The sequence below is a fragment of the Mesorhizobium sp. WSM4845 genome, from assembly GCF_055811455.1.
The window spans coordinates 80440-100749 of the sequence record NZ_JBVVQA010000004.1 but is presented as its reverse complement, the minus strand read 5'-3'; the positions used below and the strand labels follow the sequence as shown (position 1 = coordinate 100749).

Sequence of the window (20310 nt, the reverse complement as noted above, 5' to 3'; positions counted from 1 at the left end):
GGCGGCCTGATCACCGTTCGTCTCTTGCGCAGCCCGGAAAGGCCGTGATACCTCGCCCGACGAGAACCTCTGTCGCGGAACAGCCAAATGTCGAAAGCAAAAGCCGTCAAGAAGGTCGTGCTCGCCTATTCCGGCGGCCTCGACACCTCCATCATCCTGAAATGGCTGCAAACCGAGCTTGGCGCCGAGGTGGTCACCTTCACCGCCGATCTCGGCCAGGGCGGCGAGCTGGAGCCGGCGCGGCGCAAGGCCGAGATGATGGGCATCAAGGATATCCGCATCGTCGACGTGCGCGAGGAGTTCGTCTCCGACTTTGTCTTCCCGATGTTCCGCGCCAACGCCGTCTATGAAGGCACCTATTTGCTCGGCACCTCGATCGCCCGCCCGCTGATCTCCAAGCACCTGGTCGAGATCGCAAAAGAAACCGGCGCCGATGCGATTGCGCATGGCGCCACCGGCAAGGGCAACGATCAGGTCCGTTTCGAGCTTTCGGCCTATGCGCTCAATCCCGACATCAAGGTCATCGCGCCATGGCGCGACTGGTCGTTCAAGTCGCGCACCGACCTGATCAACTTCGCCGAGCAGCACCAGATCCCGGTGCCGAAGGACAAGAAGGGCGACGCGCCTTTTTCGGTCGACGCCAATCTTCTGCATTCGTCCTCCGAAGGCAAAGTGCTGGAAGACCCGTGGAGCGAGCCGCCGGAATTCGTCCACCAGCGCACCATCTCGCCGATGGACGCGCCGGACAAGGTCACCGAGATCGAAATCGAATTCCTGAAGGGCGATCCGATCGCGCTCGACGGCAAAAAACTGTCGCCGGCGACGATGCTGGCGGCGCTCAACGATCTCGGCCGCGACAACGGCATCGGTCGGCTCGATCTTGTCGAGAACCGTTTCGTTGGCATGAAATCGCGCGGCGTCTACGAGACCCCCGGCGGCACCATCCTGATATCAGCCCACCGGGCGATCGAATCGATCACGCTCGATCGTGGCGCCGCCCACCTCAAGGACGAGTTCATGCCGCGCTACGCCGAGCTGATCTACAACGGCTTCTGGTTCGCGCCCGAGCGCCTGATGCTGCAGGCGATGATCGACAAGAGCCAGGAAGATGTCGAAGGCACGGTGCGGCTGAAACTCTACAAGGGCAACGTCATCGTCACCGGCCGCAAGTCGAAAAAGACGCTCTATTCCGACGCGCTGGTCACCTTCGAGGATGACCGCGGCGCCTACGACCAGAAGGACGCCGAAGGTTTTATCCGCCTCAACGCGCTGAGGTTGCGGACGCTGGCGGCGCGGGGCCGAAAGAGCTAACCAGAATAGGACATGTAGAACCCGGTGAAAGCCGGGTTCCTTATTTGTATCCCCTAATATACCGACATCAAAAGACTAGACCAGATGCTTTCTCGCTTGACCTCTCGGCGATCTTGTCCAACTGCTTTCGCAATGGGCAGGGGAATTTGCTATGAGATTGAGGTTTTTGATTTTGCCGGCGATGGTCGGCGCGCTGGCAGGTTGCCAGACTGGGCAGGACACCGCGAAGAAGAATCCCGAGGCTGGGTACAACCGCTGCATCGCCGCTGTCGCTGTATGGAGCATTACGCTCAAACATGAGACCTCCGCCTTCATGGGTGTGTCCCAGGAACGCATGCCAAGCCTCTTCTGTCAGCGCCTGCGCGATGCGGTGCTCAGTGGCCGAATTACCGCGTCCGACATCAACAGCCTGCAGCTCAATCAACCGACCGAGATTTGGAAGGTCATTAAGGGTAAGTGACGGGTCAGGCGCTGGCTACGCGCATTGTGCTCGATGTCTCTACCGTCGTTTCACATCAAAGGTTTTTTGTCCCGTCGATCCGCCCTGTCTGGCCTATGGCGGGAAGGCACTTCTTCGGCTCAACCTTCCTAAGGAAAATGCGAGGGAACCATGCGGAAACTGATCTCCACCGGCTCGCCCTTCGAGAAGGCCGCCGGTTATTCGCGCGCCGTGGTGCAGGGCGACTGGTGTTTCGTTTCCGGAACGACCGGCTACGACTATGCGACCATGTCGATGCCGGAGACGGTCGAGGCGCAGACGCGCAATTGCCTGGCGACGATTGCCAAGGCGTTGCAGGACGGCGGTTTTGAGATGGCCGATGTGGTGCGGGCGCATTACTACATCACCGACGCGGCTTTCGTCGACATCGTCTTTCCGCTCCTCGGCGAGGCTTTTGGCGACATCAGGCCGGCGGCGACGATGATCGTCTGTCAGCTCAACAAGCCGGAAATGAAGATCGAGATCGAAGTGACGGCACTGAAGCGCTGAGTTCGGCGACGGTGCAGGAGCTTGCGCGACCTTGTCGAGGCGCGATCATCAACAAACATGCCAAAGGCTTGCGCATAGTCCACTTGGCGTTTAGCAAGGCCGCGGCTCACGACAGCGCCGCGCATCCTTTAGACGCGCAAAGGACGCTGTAGAATTTTGTTTCTGCGCATGATGCTTTGCGAAATCGATTCCGATTTCATGCGCCACTGTTAGGATGGTTCAGGATGGCTTCGAAAAATCTTCTCCTGCTCGCCGGCGATGGCATCGGCCCCGAGGCGATGGCCGAAGTGAAGAAGCTGATCGCCGCCATGAACGTCAAGCTCGACAGCGGTTTTGTCACCGATGAGGGGCTGGTCGGCGGCTGCGCCTATGACGCGCATGGCGCGGCGATTTCCGATGCCGACATGGCCAAGGCGATGGCCGCCGACGCGGTGCTGTTCGGCGCCGTCGGCGGGCCGAAATGGGATGCGGTGCCGTATGAGGTGCGCCCGGAAGCCGGACTGCTGCGGCTGCGCAAGGACATGGAGCTGTTCGCCAATCTCAGGCCGGCCATCTGCTATCCGGCGCTGGCGGCCTCCTCCTCGCTCAAGCAGGAAGTGGTCGAGGGGCTCGACATTCTAATCGTGCGCGAGCTCACCGGCGGCGTCTATTTCGGCGAGCCGAAGCAGATCATCGATCTCGGCAACGGCCAGAAGCGCGGCATCGACACCCAGGTCTACGACACGTTCGAGATCGAGCGCATCTCGGGCGTCGCCTTCGAGCTGGCACGCACCCGCCAGAACCACGTCACCTCGATGGAAAAGCGCAATGTGATGAAGTCGGGCGTGTTGTGGAACGACGTCGTCACGCAGACGCACAAGGCCAGATATGGCGACGTCAAGCTCGACCACATGCTGGCCGATGCGGGCGGCATGCAGTTGGTGCGCTGGCCGAAACAATTCGATGTCATCGTCACCGACAATCTGTTCGGCGATATGCTGTCCGACATCGCCGCCATGCTGACCGGCTCGATCGGCATGCTGCCCTCGGCGTCGCTCGGCGCGCCGGATGTCAAGACGAAAAAGCGCAAGGCGCTTTACGAGCCGGTGCACGGTTCGGCGCCCGACATCGCGGGCAAGGGCATCGCCAACCCGATCGCCATGATCGCCTCCTTCGCAATGTGCATGCGTTATTCCTTCGGCATGGTGGCCGAGGCCGACCGCCTGGAAAGCGCCATCGCCGCCGTGCTCGACCAGGGCTTGCGCACCAGGGATATTCTTTCCCCTGGCATGACCGAGGTCGGCACCGCTGAGATGGGCGACGCGATCATCGCCAGGTTCCTGGGCTGACCCTGTGGCGGTCGACGTCCGCCCGGCTTCCGGCCCCTCAAAATCGTTGTGTCGAGCTGCTAGGCCCTGACGCCCGCCGGCACCGGGCCCCACTGGTTTTCACGGGCCTGCGTTGGGATCAGCGCGAAGACCAGGATGATCAGCCAGCCGATGGTCGGGATGAGCACCGCCAGAAAAAGCCAGCCGGTCAGGCCGATGTCGTGCAGGCGACGCACGTTCAGTCCGATCCAAGGCGGGATTGTCGCCAGCACAAACGCGCCGCAAAGACCGACCGTCACTGCCGGCAATTCGTCAAGATCGCCCATCGCGTCGTCGATGAAAAGGCCGACGCCGACGACCACGATCAGCGCGATCGCCCAGAACAGGCAATAGCCCCAATATTCCTTGCGGCGGGCACGGCCGGCGAAATTGAAGTAATTTTCAGTCAGGCCCCGCCGGAAGTAGCTCCAAAGGTCGGTGGCGGGAGCATTTTCAGCGAAACGGCCGAAATGTTGCGGCGCCACGGGCGCATTGCCGGCCTGAGACGGGGCCACGGTTGCGTCCGTCGGACTGGCAGCCTGGACACGGATCGAAAAAACCTCGCGTGCCCGTCCGCCAGCCGGCTGGAACTCGATGGCCGTGCCCCTGCCTATCGTCGCCTCTCGGCGCAGATCCTCGCGCGCGAACGTGCAGCGGTTGCCGTCGGCCCCGGAGATGAAACCAAAACCCTGGTCCTCGTCATAGTGAAGCACTTCGCCGCGCATGTCCTGCCCCTCGTCCCGCTGGCCAGACTGTTCAAAGTTGCGGCAGACCGCAAGGGGTGCGTGCGCGGGAGCATCGCTCCAGACAAAAGATAGCGCGCCACTCGTGTTGGAGACGACCAATCGTCGAAGTCTGCGCCGCCCCTCATCGCCCTGCCGGGCACTCCCCGTATAGTGACGGGGAGAAGGACGCTGTCATCGCCGGTTTCGCCAATCGCGGGCGTCGCGGAAAGAACGCGGAGGCTGCGGCCAGCGGGCTTCTCCCCGTTTACGGGGAGAAGGTGCCGGCAGGCGGATGAGGGGCGGCGCAGACCTGAATCGATTGCCTTGGCGAGGGCTAGCCCTTGCAGGCCATGACTAGCCAACGATGCCAGCAAATCGCTAAGCCGGCCCCTTCTTCGCTTTCTTGCTCTTGGCGGGTCCGGCCTTGTCGAATTTCGGCTTGCCTGCCTTCCCGGCCCAGGGTTTTGCCTCGAATGCGGCGGGGCGCTGATCGGCTGACGGTGCGCGCTTCTCGAATTTGGGCGCGTTCTGGTCGAACGCCCGCTTGCCGCGGTGCGGCTTCTTGTCCGGCCGTGGCTCCTGATAGCCGGCTCGCGACAGGTCGGGCGTGCCGTCCAGCCGCTTCACCGCGATGTTGTTCTGCAGCTTGCGGTCCGGGCCGATCGCCTGGAAAAACCGGTCGGCCCAATCCGCCGCGATCTGCACGAAGGTTTCCTCCGGCTGCATCTTGATGACGCCGATCTCGCGCTTGGAGATGCCGCCGGTCCGGCACAGCATCGGGATCAGCCAGCGCGGCTCGGCATTCTGCCTGCGCCCCACCGACAGCGAGAACCAGACGCTGTCGCCGAAATCGTCGCGGCGGCTTGGCGCCTCGCCGCGACGGGCGGATCTATCGCCAGAGGGCCTGTCGCCCGACGGCGTGAACGGAGCGACGTCTAAAAGATCCTCGGGCGCCGAACGGCTGGAACGGCACAGACGCACGAAGGCGGCGGCCACCTGATCGGGGCCGTGCTGCTCAAGAAGGGCATTGATGAAGCCGCGTTCATCATCCGTCACAGGCTCGCTGAAAACCGGGTCAGCGAGGATGCGCTCGTCGTCGCGGCGCAGCACGTCGTCGGCCGAAGGCGGGCTTGCCCATGTCGCCGCAAGGCCAGCGCTTTGCAGCAGCCGTTCGGTGCGCCTGCGAGCATTGTTGGGCACGATCAGCGCGCTGACACCCTTGCGTCCCGCCCGTCCCGTCCGCCCGCTTCGGTGCAGCAGCGTCTCCGGATTGGTCGGCAGGTCGGCATGGATCACCAGTACGAGGTTGGGCAGGTCGATGCCGCGCGCCGCCACGTCGGTGGCGATGCAGACTCTTGCGCGGCCGTCGCGCATCGCCTGCAGCGCGTGGCTGCGCTCGTTCTGGCTCAGCTCGCCCGAAAGCGCGACGACGGAAAAGTTGCGGTTGTTGAAGCGCGCGGTCAGGTGATTGACGGCAGCGCGTGTATTGCAGAACACCAGTGCGTTCTTCGCCTCGTAATAGCGCAGCACGTTGATGATGGCATTTTCCCGGTCGGCCTGGGCTACGCTCAGCGCCCGGTATTCGATGTCGAGATGCTGCTTCTCCTCGCCGGCGGCCGAGATGCGCACCGCATCGCGCTGGTAGCCCTTGGCCAGCGTCGCGATGGAGCGCGGCACGGTGGCCGAAAACATCAAGGTGCGGCGCTCGGCCGGCGCGGCGTCGAGGATGAATTCCAGATCCTCGCGAAAGCCGAGATCGAGCATCTCGTCGGCCTCGTCGAGCACCACTGCCTTCAGCTCGGACATGTCGAGCGAATTGCGGGTAATGTGGTCGCGCAGCCGGCCGGGCGTGCCGACGACGATATGGGCGCCGCGCTCCAACGTGCGGCGCTCGGTGCGCATGTCCATGCCGCCGACGCAGGACGCTATCGCTGCGCCGGTCAGTTCGTAGAGCCATTCGAGCTCGCGCGTCACCTGCAAAGCGAGCTCCCGCGTCGGTGCCACGGCCAGCGCCAGCGGTGCTGCGGCTTGGGAAAAGCGCTCGGCGCCGTCGAGAAGGGTCGGCGCCAGAGCCAGCCCGAAGGCGACGGTCTTGCCGGAGCCGGTCTGGGCGGAAACCAGCGCATCGGCCTGTCCGAGCTCGAGTACCGCCTTCTGCACCGGCGTCAGCTCGACATAGCCGCGTTTTTCCAGCGCCTTTGCCAGCGCGGGGACAAGTGCTTCGAAATTGGACATTTCACTCTTTCGGAATTCGGATTCTTTTATGCCCGGCAATGGGTCATCCGTCGGCGAGCGCCAGGAGCGCCACGAGCCAAACGATCCAATCGTTCGTACTTCGCGCCGCCGCCATTGTACAGGGCAAGCCGCCTGGCTGCGTCGCGATTGACTCTTTACGCAAACCGCGTAAAAGCCGGCACCGAATGGGGTAGTTTCGATGCGCGGCCTTTTGATGGCGCTTCTTGCCTTCGACGTCCCGGGCCGCAATGCGAACCATTGGGCCGGGTGTTTCGGCGCGTCTGCTCGTTCCAGCAAAACCACGTTCTTGGCCAAAAAAACCGGTAAAGCGACCACTAAAACGGTCTGATTCCCTTGGCCTAACCACCCTCTCCCGGGTCCGGCCCGGGGGTTGAAACCCGCATCGGCCGGCGGGTTTTCTCCAAAAAACCGAGCGGAGAGGACAGGAGATTTCGATGAGTTTCAAGGTTGCAATCGTCGGCGCCACGGGCAATGTGGGTCGGGAAATGCTCAACATACTGGAAGAGCGCGGCTTTCCGGTGAGCGAGGTGGTGGCGCTGGCCTCGCGGCGCAGCCAGGGCACGGAAGTGTCGTTCGGGGATCGCACGCTGAAGGTCAGGGCGCTCGACCAATATGATTTTTCCGATACCGACATCTGCATCATGTCGGCCGGCGGCAACGTTTCGAAGGAATGGTCGCCGAAGATCGGCAAGCAGGGCTGCGTCGTCATCGATAATTCGTCGGCCTTCCGCTATGACCAGGACGTGCCGCTGATCGTGCCGGAAGTGAACCCGGACGCGATTTCGCTGTTCACGCGCAAGAACATCATCGCCAACCCGAACTGCTCGACGGCGCAACTGGTCGTGGCGCTGAAGCCGCTGCATGACCTCGCCACCATCAAGCGTGTCGTCGTCGCCACCTATCAATCGGTGTCCGGCGCCGGCAAGGAAGGCATGGACGAACTGTTCACGCAGACCCGCGCGGTGTTCGTCGCCGATCAGGTCGACGTCAAGAAGTTCACCAAGCGCATCGCCTTCAACGTCATCCCGCACATCGACGTCTTCCTCGACGACGGCTTCACCAAGGAAGAATGGAAGATGGTCGCCGAGACCAAGAAAATGCTCGACCCCAAAATCAAGCTGACGGCGACCTGCGTGCGCGTGCCGGTGTTCATCGGCCATTCGGAAGCAGTCAACATCGAGTTCGAAAAGCCGATCACCGCCGAGGAAGCGCGTGAGATCCTGCGCGAAGCGCCGGGCTGCCAGGTTCTCGACAAGCGCGAGGACGGCGGCTACATCACGCCGCTGGACTCGGCCGGCGAGGACGCGACCTTCATCTCGCGCATCCGCGAGGATTCGACCGTCGACAACGGCCTGTCGATGTGGATCGTCTCCGACAATCTGCGCAAGGGCGCGGCACTCAACGCGGTGCAGATCGCCGAATTGCTGATCGAGCGCGGGCTGATCCAACCGAAGAAGAAGGCGGCGTAGTTTTCGCTCACGGGCCGTATCGCCGCTGCGCGGCGGGCCCTCCGCGGGGGCGCCGGACAACCGGCGGCCCGCAGTCGCGGGCTCGGCCTTCGGCCGTTAGCCCCTTCTCCCCGTTCGCGGGGAGAAGGTGCCGGCAGGCGGATGAGGGGCGGCACCGGCGCCTCAGTTAGGTCGCGTCGGGCCGGCATCACCTGGCCCTGCTCTGCCCTCAAACCGGCAAGACGACATCGCCATGTCGCTGGCGGCTGGGCTTGTGCGTGTATTGCGTCGCACAATGGAACCGACCAGGATCATTGCCGGTCCGTGAAAGGGGTTTCGATGATCGTTCGCCCGCGCCCGGGATTTTTGCATCTGTTCTTCATCATGCGCGGCTCGGTGGTGCCGCGCATCCTGCCGCAGATCTTCGGCTTCGGCATTTATGGCGCACTGGTGGTGCTGGCGGTCAGGGCCCTGCAGCTTGACCTCGGCAATGCCGGGCCCGCGCCGCTCGCCTTGCTCGGTGTGGCGCTGTCGATCTATCTCGGCTTCCGTAACAATGCCGCCTATGACCGCTGGTGGGAGGCGCGCAAGCTGTGGGGCCAGCTTGTGTTCGACATTCGCAATCTGGCGCGCGCCAGCACCGGGTTGATCGAGGATCGGGTCGAACTGCGCGGGCTGCTGATGGAGGCGATCGCCTTCTGTCACTTCCTGCGCGGCCTGCTTCGGCGGGTCGATGCCACGACCGAAGCACGCGCGTTCATCGATGAAGCGGCCGAAAGTGCTGCCAAGCTGGCCAACCCGCCGGACGCCATGCTGCGGCGGATGGGCGAGCGAGCCGCCGCGTTGTACAGGGCCGGCGCAATCGATGTCATGGGCTACCGCATTCTCGACGAGCGCCTGTCGCAAATCGCCGCAGCGCAGGCCGGCTGCGAGCGCATCATGGGAACACCGCTTCCGTTTGCTTACACGCTGCTGTTGCAGCGCACCGCCTATATCTTCTGCCTGCTGCTTCCGTTTGGGCTGGCCTCGACTGCCGGTTGGGCGACGCCGCTGTTCACGGCGCTGATCGCTTACACCTTTTTCGGCCTCGACGCGCTTTCGGAGGAACTCGAGGACCCGTTCGGCACCGAGGCCAACGATCTCGCCCTCGACGGTCTGTGCCGCGTCTGTGAAATCTCGGTGTTCGAGGCGCTCGGCGAAGCGCCGCCAAAAATGATCCCCGCCAAAAAATACTATTTTTCCTAGGGTTTGTTCCCGCGCTCACCGAAGCACCGTGCGCTGGAAAAATCATAAGCGTGTCGGATCGCCGCCTCACGCCGCGTCCTTGGTTCGACCCTCGCCAAGAGGGCTCGAAACAACCGGAGGACCAATGACCATGTCTCAAACAGCATCCGTCACGCCGAGCGCGCTGTGGACCGGCCGCGGGCTCAGCGCCCTCATCGTGCTGTTCATGACCTTCGACGGCGTCATCAAGCTGCCGCCGCTCGATATCGTCACCCAGACCATGGTGCAACTCGGCTGGCCGGCCGATCCCGATGTCTCGCGCATGCTCGGCATCGTCGGGCTGGTCTCGACCGCGCTCTATGCGGTGCCGCGCACCTCGGTGCTCGGCGCCGTCCTGCTCACCGCCTATCTCGGCGGCGCCATCGCGACCCACGCGCGTCTTGGCAGCCCGCTGTTCTCGCACACATTGTTCGGCGTCTATCTCGGCCTCATTCTGTGGGGCGGCCTTTTCCTGCGCAATCCCGGGGTGCGCTCGCTGATCCCGTTCAGCCGGTAGCGGCGGCGTCAAAAGCCTTTCGATGGCGGTCGCGCCGCCAGAGAGGCGGCTGTCTGCCGCCACCCTTCTTCCTTGTCCTTGGATCAAATCGCCCGGTTGCGAGTTAGACGATGTGGGGCGAGGACGGAAAACCCCATTTGGGAGGAGCGACGATGAAGAAATTGGTGGTCCTGATCATATTGGCAACCACGCTCGCAGCCTGTTCCCGGACAGAACAGGGCGCCGCGGTCGGTGGCTTGGGAGGCGCTGCTGTCGGCGCTGCCGTTGCAAATGACCCGGTGGAGGGAGCTGTTGTTGGTGGTGCTGTCGGCGCCGTCGCCGGCGCACTGATCGGTCGTGCGACCGAACCCGGCCGGTGCCGCTATCGCGATCGCTATGGACGCGTCTACATCGCCCGCTGCCCGGCAGGCTATTGATCGGGCCGCGTCATAGCTCCGACGAAATGAAACGGCGGGCAAAGCGCCCGCCGTTCCGTAAGCGATAAAAAGCGGATTATTCGGCGGTCGCGGCTTCCGCCTCGGCCGGCGCGGCTGCCGCGGCGGCAACCGCGGCGGCTGCATCGTCCTGCGCCTTCTTCAGAAGTGCGGCGCGTTCCTGCGCCTTCTTGCCGGGTTCGGCCTTCTTGGGATTGGAGCGGGCCTCGCGCTTGGCGATGCCGGCCTCGTCGAGGAAGCGCAGCACGCGGTCGGTCGGCTGGGCGCCGTGCGAGAGCCAATGCTTGACGCGGTCGGCGTCGACCTTGACCCGCTCGCCGTCCTTGGGCAGCAGCGGGTTCCACGAGCCGAGCGACTCGATGAAACGGCCGTCGCGCGGCGAACGGGCGTCGGCGACGACGACGTGGTAATAGGGACGCTTTTTCGAGCCCGCACGGGCCAGTCGGATTTTCAATGGCATTTCTTTTCTCCTAAAACGCTGATTTTCGGGTTTACGGCTGGTCCTCAGCCGGTTTTCGTTCCGCCGTTGGATGCGGCGATATGCTCGTGATGGCGGATCACTTCGCGGACGACGAAGTTCAGGAATTTCTCCGCGAAATCCGGGTCGAGATGGGCGTCCTTCGCCAGTTGGCGAAGGCGGGCGATCTGCTGCTGCTCGCGCGCCGGATCGGCCGGCGGCAGGCCATGCGATGCCTTCAGCTCGCCGACCGCCTTGGTGCAGCGGAAACGCTCGGCCAGCATGTGGATGAGCGCTGCGTCGATGTTGTCGATCGAGGCGCGGTAGTCGACCAGCGCCGCGCGTGCGTCGGCCATGTCCTTCTCTTCGTTCATCGCGCCCTCACTTCTTCTTGCCAGGGGCGTTCTTGCCGAGCATTGGCAGACCGCCGCCGGATCCTGGCAAACCAGGAAGCTTCATGCCGCCGGGCAGCCCAGGCAGACCACCGCCACCTGGGAGGCCACCGGGAAGACCCTTCATGCCGCCGAGACCGGCTGCCTGTGCTTGCTTCTGCAAGGCTTCGAGCTGCTTGGGGTCCATCTTGGACAGGTCCGGCATGCCGCCGCCCATCATGCCGCCCGGGCCACCCATGCCCCCTGGCATCATGCCGCCGAGTCCCATCTTCTGGGCCAGACCGCCCATCATGCCACGCATCAGGCCACCGCCTTTGCCCTTGCCGCCCATCGCTTTCATCATGTCGGCCATGCCGCGGTGCATCTTCAGGAGCTTGTTGATCTCGGCCGCATCGGTGCCGGAGCCTGCGGCGATGCGCTTCTTGCGCGAGTGCTTCAGAATATCGGGGTTGGCGCGCTCGGCCTTGGTCATCGACGAGATGATGGCGAGCTGGCGGCCGAACATCTTGTCGTCGAGACCGGCGGCAGCCATCTGGTCCTTCATCTTGCCCATGCCCGGCATCATGCCCATGATGCCGCCCATGCCGCCCATCTTCGACATCTGCTGAAGCTGGCCGGCAAGATCGTTCAGGTCGAACTTGCCCGACTGCATCTTCTTGGCCATCGCCGCCGCCTGCTCGGCGTCGATGTTTTCGGCAGCCTTTTCGACGAGGCTGATGATGTCGCCCATGCCGAGAATGCGGTCGGCGATGCGCTTGGGATGGAATTCCTCCAGCCCGTCCATTTTCTCGCCGGTGCCGATCAGCTTGATAGGCTTGCCGGTGACGGCGCGCATGGAAAGTGCCGCACCACCACGGCCGTCGCCATCCATACGGGTCAGCACCAGGCCGGTGATGCCGACGCGCTCATCGAAGCTTTTTGCCAGATTGACGGCATCTTGGCCCGTCAGCGAATCGGCGACCAAAAGGATTTCGTGCGGCGACGAGACCTTCTTGATGTCGGCCATCTCGACCATCAGCGGCTCGTCTATATGGGTGCGGCCGGCGGTGTCGAGGATGACGACGTCATGGCCGCCGAGCTTTGCCGCCTGCACGGCGCGGCGGGCGATGTCGACCGGCGTCTGGCCCTCGACGATCGGCAGCGTGGCGACCTTGACCTGCTCGCCGAGCTGACGGAGCTGCTCCTGCGCGGCGGGACGCCGCGTGTCGAGCGAGGCCATCAGGACCTTCTTGTTCTGACGCTCGGTGAGGCGCTTGGCGATCTTGGCCGATGTCGTGGTCTTGCCGGAACCCTGCAGGCCGACCATCATGATGACGACTGGAGCCGGTGCATTGAGGTCGATGGCGACGCCCTCGGCGCCCAGCATCCCGACCAGCTCGTCATGGACGATCTTGACGACCATCTGCCCGGGCTTGATCGACTTCAGCACGGCGGCGCCGACGGCCTTCTCGCGCACCTTGTCGGTGAAGGAACGCACCACTTCCAGCGCAACGTCGGCCTCAAGCAGCGCACGGCGCACCTCGCGCAGCGCCGCCGAGACATCGGCCTCGGACAGGGCGCCGCGGCCGGTGAGGCCGTTCAGGATCGAACCAAGACGTTCCTGTAGCGATTCAAACATTCTTCTTCCTTTTCCCTGACACCCGGATGATGCCCGAGAGGTAATGCGTTCGCGCCCAGTATCCAACCCAAGCTGTCCAGGCAAAAGCCCAAAGCCAAAAAGCACCCGGGGGCGCACAGCGCTGCCGGATGTTGGCCTCCAGGATCGATTTACAGCACGTCGCCTCAAACAGGCTTCGGCGTCCCGGTCGGCTTGCTCGGAGGGATACTCGTCGCGGAATTCGCGGGCTGTAGACAGGAAATCGGCCGCGGAGTCAAGGTGCGGGGCCGAATACGCTGAACCGGGCCGGTTTGGTTTATGGCAGCACCACCAGCGTGATGCGCATCAGCTTGGGCCGCCGGGGTGCGAAAAATCCGGCTCGACCTTCAGCGGCGAGCGCGGGTGCAGCAGCAGCAGAACGGTCAACAGGCTGCAGACGATGCCGATCGCCGCGATGAGGACGGCATCAAGCGTCGTCCAGCCGGGGCCTTCGAGCGGCTTGGCGTTGAACAGGGCGAAGGAATTGTAGCTTTGCTGGTGCGAAATCAGCAGGAAGCCGGTCAGATTGTTGCCGAGGTGGGCGCCGAAGGCCGCGCCGAGATTGCCCGTGGCATAGACCACAAGCGTCAGGAGCAGCGCAAAAGCGGCGATCGAGGCCAGCACGCAGGCGTTGATGGCGGTCGTCGAGCCTGGGTTCCAATGCATCGCAGTGAACAGAAGTCCTGGCAGCAGCGCCCAGATGAAGGGGTTTTGAAACCGGTTGGCCAGGCCCCTGAGGAGATAGCCGCGAAACAGCACCTCTTCGGACGACGTCTGCAGCAGGGTCAGCGCGGCGATCGGGATCAGGAACAGCAGCCAGGACGACAGGGCGATCGCACCGCGCGCAATGTCGGGCTGCAAGAGATAGAGCAGGATTTCGGAGAGCAGCGATGTGACCAGCACCGCGGCCAATCCCCTAAAAAATGCCGAGGGCGAAACGCGGCGGCTGGTGCCGATCAGCGCCATCAGCGGCTCGCGATGGACCCAGCGCATGGCAGCCCACAGGCCGAGCCAGATTCCGGCAAAGGAGGCGAGCGCGGCGAGGATCCCGGTGGGCGAGGCCATGAAATTCTGCACCGCCCCTCCTTCCATCGGGGCGCCGGACGATGCTTGCCAGACGACGAAGAAATAGGCGCCGCCGAACAGCATGGCGACGGTCGTCGCGACCCAGAACAGGACGACGATCGCCGTTCCGAGCAGGAGCCGCGGCAGGGTCGTCTTGGCGTTGGGAGTATGCCGATAGCGGTCGAAGGCGGCAGGGTCTATCACGCGGGCTCACAGGCTGGTGCTTCGGGTCGCATGATCTATTCGATCGGGTCGTGCCGCGCAATCGCTAGCCGCCAGCATTGCAAGGTCACTTCTCCCCGTCACGATACGGGGAGAAGTGCCGGGTCCACCCTCCGCAGCTGCTGCGGAGGACGGGCAGGACGATGAGGGGCGGCGCCAATCTCGACAATTAGTGGTCTCCAACGAGCATGGATTCCGTCAATCGTCTGAGGCGATTGCCCTGTTCGGCACCGTCAGCGCTCGACGTACATGATGCGTCGGGTGCCGGGGTCGACCAGTGCCGGCTGACCGTTCACATAGACATAGCGGTAGTCATAGTCCGGAATCTCGCGCAACTCGACGGTATCGGGCAAGGTCGCGCCGGTAACCACCTCGCCCTCGAGATAAACCGGGTCGACCCGGTTGGTCTCGATGTAGGTGCGGACTTCGGCCGGCGGCCGCCTGATCGGCTCGATCGGCTCGCCAGCGACGATCGCTCCGGTATAGATGTCGGGATCGTCGACATCGGCGGGGGCTTCGACGATGGTAATGTCTGCATCGGCCGGGCGCCGGGTCAGGACGACCTCGTTGCCGCCGAAATCGGCCGTCACATAGTCGGAATAGATCCAGCCTTGGCCATTGGCCTCGGCTATGGTGCACCATTTGCTGTTTTGGATGCAGCCATCGAGCGTTGCCGACTGGCCGGCGGCGAGCACGCCGATCACCGGGTATTGCGGCCCTGGGCCGGCGCGAATGTTGAGATCGGCGACCGCCGAAACGGCGGTATCGGCCAAGGCTGTGCCGGACATGGCGACAAGCGCTCCGGCGACAGCAGGAAACAGTATGCGCTTCATGGTTTCGCTCCGTGTTGATGGTCCCTCGCGAACGAAAACGAAACAAGACCTCATGCGTTCCGGCTAAAACGCCTCGGCCGGCTCACGTTTTGTTCCGGTTTCTTTCACGACTCCGGTCAGGAGTTCATGGACGAAGGCCAGCTTCTGTGCCGTCAGCTCCGAGATGACGAAGGGATAGAGGTCCGGCAGGCCCATGCAGCGGTTGATCGAGTTGGACGCTTCCGACAGCACCAGCCAGCGGGCCAGGATCTTTTCGAACGGTTCGGGAACGGCGGCAGGTTCCGACGGCGCCGGCTGGAGCTCGCCGCCGGTGTCGCCCCGCGATAGGTCGTTGGCCTCCATGGTTTCCAGCCGGCCGAGCGGGAAATTCAGCGCATGCACCATCTCCAGCGTATCGGTGATGTGCAGATGGTGTGCCCATGTCTCGGCCCAGTCCTCCCAGGGATGGGACGTGGCATAGGCGGAAATGTGGTCCTGCTGCCAGTCGGGCGGCGCGCCATTGGCATGGTAGGCCTTCAGCGCCTGCTCGTAATCGGCGCGCTCGTCGCCGAACAATGTGCGGAAGGCGGCAAGCCGTTGCGGGTCGTCGCGGATCAGGCGGTCCCAGTAATAGTGGCCGAGTTCATGGCGGAAATGGCCGAGCAAAGTGCGATAGTTCTCGCCCATCTCGACGCGCCGTCTTTCGCGCTCGGCCGAATCCGCCTCGGCGACATTGAGTGTGATCAGGCCGTTGTCATGGCCGGTCAGGATGCGCGCGCCACCCGGACCGCCGATCGGATCGGCAAGGAAGTCGAAGGCGAGGCCGGCCTCGTCGCCGGCGTTCCGCTTGGGCGCGACCGGCAGTCCGGCGGCGAGCAGCGAATAGATGGCCCGCTTCTTTGCCGCTTCGACGCGGATCCAGCGACGGCGGTTGCCATCGACCGAAAGGTCCGGGATCAGCTGGTTCAGCGCGCAGGCGCCGCAGAAGGCATGGCCAGGTTCCGCCATCCAGTTGCAGGCGCACTCGTCGGCATTGGTGCACTGGAAAACGCCGCCGGCGCCAGACAGCACGAAGCGCGCATGCCCGGGATCGTAGAGCACGGAGCTGGCGCAGTTCAGGCACTGGGCGTTCTCGAAATAGAGGCGGTGGCCGCAATGCGGGCAATCGAAGAGCTTCATCCCAATCTCGAATCACCAGGTCTCAAATTATGTGGCCCGGATATAGTGCGCAGCGGCATATCGCCCAAACGCCTGTCGACGGCCGGCGTTCCTGCTGTTGCTATTTTGCCGCAAGCTGGGCGGCGACCGTTCTCGCCACCGCCTCGCCCGATAGCCTGGCGCCGCCGCAGGTCTGCATCAGCGGACCGGCCAGATGCTCGCCGGCGAAGAAGATTTTTTCCGCCACCGGCTGCATCAGCGTGGCGCGCGCCTGCGAACGGCCGGGTCGGGCCGCCGCATAGGCGCCGCGCACGAACCGCTCGCAGCCCCAATTGGTCATCATGGCGCGCCCGACATGTTTTCTGACGTCGCCGCCGAAGATGGCGCACAGCCGGTCGACGACGAAGTCGACGCCTGCCGCCTCGCCCGCCGCCGACATCTCCCAGGCGAAATCGCCGCCAACGAAGCCGACCATCAGGTCGAGGTCGAAGGGAAAGCAAAGGAAGTAGATGTCGTGCCTGGCCAGCCGCTCGATCAGCAGGTCGTCGAACGGCGCCAGCCCGAGCCTTGTGCCCCTGATCTCAACCGGCAGCTTGGTCAGCATGCCCATCGGCAGGTCGAAGAAGGCAGCGAAATGCCTGTCTGGCAGCGCCGGCGCGAATTCGATCTCCTCGAAGGCGAGCACCGCCGGCGAGGCGGTGACGATGACCGCTTTGGCGCGGATGATGCCGCGATCGGTGACGCAGGCGACGCCGGGCACGTCCCAGAGGATTTTCCGCACCGGCGTCGACAGCTCGACCGGCACGTCGGCGCCGAAACGGGCGACCAGCGCGCCGAACCCCTCCTTGGTGAAGTAGTTCGGATCGAGATCGGCGGCAGCCTGAAAGTCGCGGATCGATATCTCGTCCTCGTCGGCGCCGAAGTCCATCGGCCCGGCGAAGGTGGCGGCGGCGCGCGGCGCATTGCCCCTGGCGAGCAATGCCGAAAGACGGTCGTCGTCACCAACCTTGACCTCATGCGCCGCCAGCAGCTCGAACAGCCTGATATCGGCCGCCTTCATTGCGGCCTCTTCGTCCTCGCTCGCCTTTCGGTTGCGATAATAGAGATGGTCGATATTCATGTCGTGATGATGAAGCGTCCAGCGGGCAGCTTGCGCCTCGGGAAAGTAGGGATTGCGGTTGGCCGCGTGCAGCCAGGCGCAGCCGATGTCGAAAGGAACGCCGAAATGCTGGTCGCTGGTCCAGGCGCGGCCGCCGATACGGTTCATCGCTTCGACCAGCTTGAAGGAAAGGCCGGCCGCACGCAGGGTCTTGGCGGCGGAAAGTCCCGCCGAGCCGGCGCCGATGACAACGACGTCAACGTCTTCCATGAATATTCTAGCCCCCCGCCACAATAATTACTTGATCGTAAGCAAGTTGTCCGGCATTCGCCAGCGCTGCGGCGAGGATGCGTAAACGAGTTCTTAGCGCATCGGCCCCGAAAGTCGGTTCCGATTCTCGGAAAGCACGATGCGCAGATTGTAAAGTGCTGGAGCGTACTGCGTCCAAGTGGGCGCAAATCGCTCCAACGGTGACAAGCGGGCGTTTCGCTGGCAAATTCGTATTTGGGACAAGATCCAGGCAACCAGGAGAGCAACATGGCATTTTTTGCCAAGGCAAAGATTTTAGCGGCGGCGGCATCGATGATGCTTGCGGCGGCAACAGCGGCACAGGCCGCCCAATGCGGCAAAACGGGCGCGGGCTTCGAAGCGTGGAAGGCGGAGTTCGCGCAGGAAGCAAGGGCCAGCGGTGTAGGCTCGAAGGGTCTGGCCGCTCTGGCTAGTGCGACCTACGCAAAAAGGACGATCGCCGCCGACCGCGCTATCCACAAGGCTTTCGGTGGCTCGGTGGATGCTTTCATGAAGCGCCGTGGCGCGTCCACGATCATTTCCAAGGGCCGTTCACTGAAGAAGTCGAACGCGGCGCTGTTCGACAAGATCGAACGGACCTACGGCGTGACGCCGGGTGTGTTGCTCGCCATCTGGGGGATGGAGACCGGCTTCGGTTCCTTCTTGGGCAAGCAGAATACGGTCTCTGCCATTGTAACGCTCGCCTATGATTGCCGCCGCCCGGAGTTCTTCTACCCGCATGCTGTTGCAGCCCTGAAACTGGTTGATCGCGGCGCGTTGAGCGCCTCGTCGGTCGGCGCCATGCATGGCGAGATTGGCCATACGCAGTTCCTGCCCGGAAATGTCTTGAAATACGGGGTCGGCAGCGGAAATCTGCGCGACAAGGCCACTGCGTTGGCTTCCACCGCCAACTTCCTCAAGGCTCATGGTTGGCAGGCGGGTGCCAGCGCACAGGCGAATCTCGGTGCAATTGCCGGCTGGAATGACGCGAGCAACTATCAACAGGCCATCGCCCGCATCGCCACGGCGATCGACGGCGAGTGATACAAGTCTCTATTCGACGGAAAGCCCGGCCATGCGCCGGGCTTTTTTTGTCTGTCGATGGTCTGAGGTTACGACTGCCGCCGCTCGGCCCCGCCTCGGGAACGAAGGCATGAAGCAGAGAAGCTAGTTCGGCGAACCGAGCGCCTTGTCCATCGCTTCCCTAACCTCGGCCGGCCACGTGTTCACCGCCGGCCACGCATCCGGCTCGGGCTTGTCGCCGCGGCGGGCGAAATAGAGCTTGTGGTTGGCCGGATCGATCGCCATGAAGCCGTCGTCGCCGCCGCAATCATGCGGGATGCAGCCGCTGGCGTGGAAGACGCCCGAGGTGGTTTTCTCGGTGCCGCCGCCGACCAGCAGGCTGGTCGCCATGTCGGGCATCTCCTTGCCGAGCAGCGACGCGGCTTGCCTGTAGACGGCCTCGTTATGGAAGGCATCGACGATGCTGTCGTATTTCGCCGGGTCGACATCTTTCCAGCCTGTACCCGGCTCCGGCATGTAGGCGAGGTTGCCCGAGGTCGACAACCCGCCGGTCGGCGACCATTGCAGCGCCGGCTTCGATTCGCCCGGCAAGAGATTGGGCACGAAATAGATGGCGCCGTCGGATAGCGCGGCAGGCGGGGCGCCGCATTCGTCCTGCTCGACGGTGGTCGTTTGGATCGTGCCGCCTTCCGGCTTCCACACGATCACCTTGGCCGGACCGCATTGATTGCCGCCGTCGCCGACATCGACCAGCGCCACCGTGACGCCGCCGACCTCGACAATCCTGTCGAAGAAGACATCGTAATTGCGCGCCAGCTGCTTGCCGTCATAGGCCAGCACCTTCTCGCCATAGTCTTCCTGCTGGGTGATGGTCAGCTGCCCATTCTCGAACGGGACCGGTGCTTGGCCGTCATCCTCGGCCAGGGCCGCATTGCTCGACGCGCCCAGGTCGGCGGCCCCGCCGGACGCATCGTCAGCCGGCACGAGCACCGTGTCGGTCTGTGCATGCGCGCCAGCCACCGGCATCAGAGTCCACGCCAGCGCCCAGGCGCCGGCAAGCAGCGAACGTGTCATGCCTGTCCCTCCGTTCAGCCGCCACGAGCCCGGCCTGTCGCGGCCGGGGTCATCGTACCGTTCAGGCCCAGGGCCGCAGCTCGGCGTTCTTCTTCTCGAACGAGGCGATGGCGTCGGCCTTCTCCATGGTCAAGCCGATATCGTCGAGCCCGTTCAAGAGGCAGTGCCGCTTGAAGTCGTCGAGGTCGAACTTGACCACGCCGCCGTCCGGTCCGCGGATTTCCTTGGCTTCGAGGTCGATCGACAGCGTTGCGTTGGACCCGCGCGAGGCGTCGTCCATCAGCTTGTCCAGATCCTCCGGGCTGACGGTGATCGGCAGGATGCCGTTCTTGAAGCAGTTGTTGTAGAAAATGTCGGCGAACGAGGTCGAGATGACGCAGCGTATGCCGAAGTCGAGCAGCGCCCACGGCGCATGCTCGCGCGACGAGCCGCAGCCGAAATTGTCGCCGGCGACCAAGATCTGCGCCTTGCGGTAGGCCGGCTTGTTGAGCACGAAGTCGGGGTTTTCCGAGCCGTCGTCCGTGTAGCGCATTTCGGCAAACAGTCCGCTGCCGAGCCCGGTGCGCTTGATCGTCTTGAGATAATCCTTGGGAATGATCATGTCGGTGTCGACATTGACGATCGGCATCGGCGCGGCAACGCCGGTGAGCTTGGTGAATTTTTCCATAGGTCTTGCCCGTCTTCTTTTCGCTGCGGGGATGTATTGGCGCCCGGTTTACACAAAGCTGCAGGCAAATAAAAGGCGGCTGTTTTCGCAAGCTTTGGTCCTAGAGCACGGACCGCTTCAAAGTTGCCG

General features: G+C 63.7%; 20 protein-coding genes. 9 read left to right on the top strand and 11 right to left on the bottom strand.

The window, feature by feature from the left end:
- Nucleotides 1-87 precede the first annotated feature (87 nt).
- The 4 genes from AC0L2C_RS06425 (at nucleotide 88) to leuB (ending at nucleotide 3627) form a co-directional block, all read left to right on the top strand.
- Nucleotides 88-1311, top strand: a complete 1224-nt coding sequence (locus AC0L2C_RS06425; RefSeq protein ID WP_287121033.1) for an argininosuccinate synthase — start codon at nucleotides 88-90, stop codon at nucleotides 1309-1311.
- 151 nt (nucleotides 1312-1462) lie between these two features.
- A complete protein-coding gene (locus AC0L2C_RS06420; RefSeq protein WP_091592153.1) occupies nucleotides 1463-1771 on the top strand; it encodes a hypothetical protein in 309 nt (102 codons plus the stop codon).
- Between the two features lie 150 nt (nucleotides 1772-1921).
- On the top strand, nucleotides 1922-2299 hold the full coding sequence (locus AC0L2C_RS06415; RefSeq protein ID WP_091592449.1) for a RidA family protein: 378 nt from the start codon (nucleotides 1922-1924) through the stop codon (nucleotides 2297-2299).
- Nucleotides 2300-2523: 224 nt separating this feature from the next.
- On the top strand, nucleotides 2524-3627 hold the full coding sequence (gene leuB / locus AC0L2C_RS06410) for a 3-isopropylmalate dehydrogenase (RefSeq protein WP_473522995.1): 1104 nt from the start codon (nucleotides 2524-2526) through the stop codon (nucleotides 3625-3627).
- A gap of 59 nt (nucleotides 3628-3686) precedes the next feature.
- On the opposite strand, the gene AC0L2C_RS06405 is transcribed toward leuB, so the two are convergent.
- Complete coding sequence (locus AC0L2C_RS06405) at nucleotides 3687-4370, bottom strand: DUF805 domain-containing protein (RefSeq protein ID WP_473522994.1); 684 nt, start codon at nucleotides 4368-4370, stop codon at nucleotides 3687-3689.
- Nucleotides 4371-4748: 378 nt separating this feature from the next.
- Nucleotides 4749-6605 carry a DEAD/DEAH box helicase gene (locus AC0L2C_RS06400; RefSeq protein WP_473522993.1) on the bottom strand — a complete coding sequence of 619 codons (1857 nt, stop codon included), beginning with the start codon at nucleotides 6603-6605 and terminating at the stop codon, nucleotides 4749-4751.
- A 455-nt stretch (nucleotides 6606-7060) separates the two neighbouring features.
- Here AC0L2C_RS06400 and AC0L2C_RS06395 point away from each other — a divergent pair, with 455 nt between their 5' ends.
- The 4 genes from AC0L2C_RS06395 to AC0L2C_RS06380 all read left to right on the top strand — a co-directional run bounded on the left by AC0L2C_RS06395 (nucleotide 7061) and on the right by AC0L2C_RS06380 (nucleotide 10270).
- Nucleotides 7061-8095: an aspartate-semialdehyde dehydrogenase gene (locus AC0L2C_RS06395; RefSeq protein WP_091592145.1), complete on the top strand. Its 1035-nt coding sequence runs from the start codon at nucleotides 7061-7063 to the stop codon at nucleotides 8093-8095.
- A 318-nt stretch (nucleotides 8096-8413) separates the two neighbouring features.
- On the top strand, nucleotides 8414-9319 hold the full coding sequence (locus AC0L2C_RS06390) for a bestrophin family protein (protein WP_023803762.1): 906 nt from the start codon (nucleotides 8414-8416) through the stop codon (nucleotides 9317-9319).
- Between the two features lie 124 nt (nucleotides 9320-9443).
- On the top strand, nucleotides 9444-9854 hold the full coding sequence (locus AC0L2C_RS06385) for a DoxX family protein (protein ID WP_023803763.1): 411 nt from the start codon (nucleotides 9444-9446) through the stop codon (nucleotides 9852-9854).
- 152 nt (nucleotides 9855-10006) lie between these two features.
- The gene (locus AC0L2C_RS06380) at nucleotides 10007-10270 is read left to right on the top strand and encodes a YMGG-like glycine zipper-containing protein (protein WP_128170064.1); all 264 of its coding nucleotides are present in this window, start codon (nucleotides 10007-10009) and stop codon (nucleotides 10268-10270) included.
- 76 nt (nucleotides 10271-10346) lie between these two features.
- On the opposite strand, the gene rpsP is transcribed toward AC0L2C_RS06380, so the two are convergent.
- From rpsP to AC0L2C_RS06345, 7 genes are all read right to left on the bottom strand, one after another.
- Nucleotides 10347-10748, bottom strand: coding sequence for a 30S ribosomal protein S16 (gene rpsP, locus AC0L2C_RS06375; protein ID WP_027153676.1), 402 nt, complete (start codon nucleotides 10746-10748; stop codon nucleotides 10347-10349).
- A gap of 44 nt (nucleotides 10749-10792) precedes the next feature.
- A complete protein-coding gene (locus tag AC0L2C_RS06370) occupies nucleotides 10793-11119 on the bottom strand; it encodes a chorismate mutase (protein ID WP_023803766.1) in 327 nt (108 codons plus the stop codon).
- Nucleotides 11120-11126: 7 nt separating this feature from the next.
- Nucleotides 11127-12755 (bottom strand): signal recognition particle protein, encoded by a 1629-nt coding sequence (gene ffh / locus AC0L2C_RS06365; protein ID WP_023803767.1) that lies wholly within the window; start codon nucleotides 12753-12755, stop codon nucleotides 11127-11129.
- A gap of 324 nt (nucleotides 12756-13079) precedes the next feature.
- Nucleotides 13080-14042, bottom strand: a complete 963-nt coding sequence (locus tag AC0L2C_RS06360; RefSeq protein WP_473522992.1) for a lysostaphin resistance A-like protein — start codon at nucleotides 14040-14042, stop codon at nucleotides 13080-13082.
- Nucleotides 14043-14293: 251 nt separating this feature from the next.
- Nucleotides 14294-14893 carry a DUF1236 domain-containing protein gene (locus tag AC0L2C_RS06355; RefSeq protein ID WP_023803769.1) on the bottom strand — a complete coding sequence of 200 codons (600 nt, stop codon included), beginning with the start codon at nucleotides 14891-14893 and terminating at the stop codon, nucleotides 14294-14296.
- Nucleotides 14894-14956: 63 nt separating this feature from the next.
- Nucleotides 14957-16051 carry a zinc-binding metallopeptidase family protein gene (locus AC0L2C_RS06350; protein ID WP_023803770.1) on the bottom strand — a complete coding sequence of 365 codons (1095 nt, stop codon included), beginning with the start codon at nucleotides 16049-16051 and terminating at the stop codon, nucleotides 14957-14959.
- Nucleotides 16052-16151: 100 nt separating this feature from the next.
- Complete coding sequence (locus tag AC0L2C_RS06345) at nucleotides 16152-17399, bottom strand: flavin monoamine oxidase family protein (protein ID WP_128170062.1); 1248 nt, start codon at nucleotides 17397-17399, stop codon at nucleotides 16152-16154.
- 267 nt (nucleotides 17400-17666) lie between these two features.
- On the opposite strand from AC0L2C_RS06345, the gene AC0L2C_RS06340 reads away from it, so the two are divergent.
- Nucleotides 17667-18461, top strand: a complete 795-nt coding sequence (locus AC0L2C_RS06340; protein ID WP_023803772.1) for a lytic murein transglycosylase — start codon at nucleotides 17667-17669, stop codon at nucleotides 18459-18461.
- A gap of 123 nt (nucleotides 18462-18584) precedes the next feature.
- Here AC0L2C_RS06340 and AC0L2C_RS06335 read toward each other — a convergent pair whose 3' ends face one another.
- Nucleotides 18585-19514, bottom strand: a complete 930-nt coding sequence (locus AC0L2C_RS06335; protein WP_023803773.1) for a hypothetical protein — start codon at nucleotides 19512-19514, stop codon at nucleotides 18585-18587.
- Between the two features lie 61 nt (nucleotides 19515-19575).
- Entirely contained in the window at nucleotides 19576-20181 is a 606-nt protein-coding gene (gene leuD, locus AC0L2C_RS06330; RefSeq protein ID WP_023803774.1) for a 3-isopropylmalate dehydratase small subunit, read from the bottom strand.
- Nucleotides 20182-20310: the final 129 nt, after the last annotated feature.

Excerpts from the sequence above, each read along its gene's own strand:
- AC0L2C_RS06425 (WP_287121033.1), top strand. The coding sequence starts at position 88 with ATGTCGAAAGCAAAAGCCGTCAAGAAGGTCGTGCTCGCCTATTCCGGC.
- AC0L2C_RS06420 (WP_091592153.1), top strand. The coding sequence starts at position 1,463 with ATGAGATTGAGGTTTTTGATTTTGCCGGCGATGGTCGGCGCGCTGGCA.
- AC0L2C_RS06415 (WP_091592449.1), top strand. The coding sequence starts at position 1,922 with ATGCGGAAACTGATCTCCACCGGCTCGCCCTTCGAGAAGGCCGCCGGT.
- leuB (WP_473522995.1), top strand. The coding sequence starts at position 2,524 with ATGGCTTCGAAAAATCTTCTCCTGCTCGCCGGCGATGGCATCGGCCCC.
- AC0L2C_RS06405 (WP_473522994.1), bottom strand. The coding sequence starts at position 4,370 with ATGCGCGGCGAAGTGCTTCACTATGACGAGGACCAGGGTTTTGGTTTC.
- AC0L2C_RS06400 (WP_473522993.1), bottom strand. The coding sequence starts at position 6,605 with ATGTCCAATTTCGAAGCACTTGTCCCCGCGCTGGCAAAGGCGCTGGAA.
- AC0L2C_RS06395 (WP_091592145.1), top strand. The coding sequence starts at position 7,061 with ATGAGTTTCAAGGTTGCAATCGTCGGCGCCACGGGCAATGTGGGTCGG.
- AC0L2C_RS06390 (WP_023803762.1), top strand. The coding sequence starts at position 8,414 with ATGATCGTTCGCCCGCGCCCGGGATTTTTGCATCTGTTCTTCATCATG.
- AC0L2C_RS06385 (WP_023803763.1), top strand. The coding sequence starts at position 9,444 with ATGACCATGTCTCAAACAGCATCCGTCACGCCGAGCGCGCTGTGGACC.
- AC0L2C_RS06380 (WP_128170064.1), top strand. The coding sequence starts at position 10,007 with ATGAAGAAATTGGTGGTCCTGATCATATTGGCAACCACGCTCGCAGCC.
- rpsP (WP_027153676.1), bottom strand. The coding sequence starts at position 10,748 with ATGCCATTGAAAATCCGACTGGCCCGTGCGGGCTCGAAAAAGCGTCCC.
- AC0L2C_RS06370 (WP_023803766.1), bottom strand. The coding sequence starts at position 11,119 with ATGAACGAAGAGAAGGACATGGCCGACGCACGCGCGGCGCTGGTCGAC.
- ffh (WP_023803767.1), bottom strand. The coding sequence starts at position 12,755 with ATGTTTGAATCGCTACAGGAACGTCTTGGTTCGATCCTGAACGGCCTC.
- AC0L2C_RS06355 (WP_023803769.1), bottom strand. The coding sequence starts at position 14,893 with ATGAAGCGCATACTGTTTCCTGCTGTCGCCGGAGCGCTTGTCGCCATG.
- AC0L2C_RS06350 (WP_023803770.1), bottom strand. The coding sequence starts at position 16,051 with ATGAAGCTCTTCGATTGCCCGCATTGCGGCCACCGCCTCTATTTCGAG.
- AC0L2C_RS06345 (WP_128170062.1), bottom strand. The coding sequence starts at position 17,399 with ATGGAAGACGTTGACGTCGTTGTCATCGGCGCCGGCTCGGCGGGACTT.
- AC0L2C_RS06340 (WP_023803772.1), top strand. The coding sequence starts at position 17,667 with ATGGCATTTTTTGCCAAGGCAAAGATTTTAGCGGCGGCGGCATCGATG.
- AC0L2C_RS06335 (WP_023803773.1), bottom strand. The coding sequence starts at position 19,514 with ATGACACGTTCGCTGCTTGCCGGCGCCTGGGCGCTGGCGTGGACTCTG.
- leuD (WP_023803774.1), bottom strand. The coding sequence starts at position 20,181 with ATGGAAAAATTCACCAAGCTCACCGGCGTTGCCGCGCCGATGCCGATC.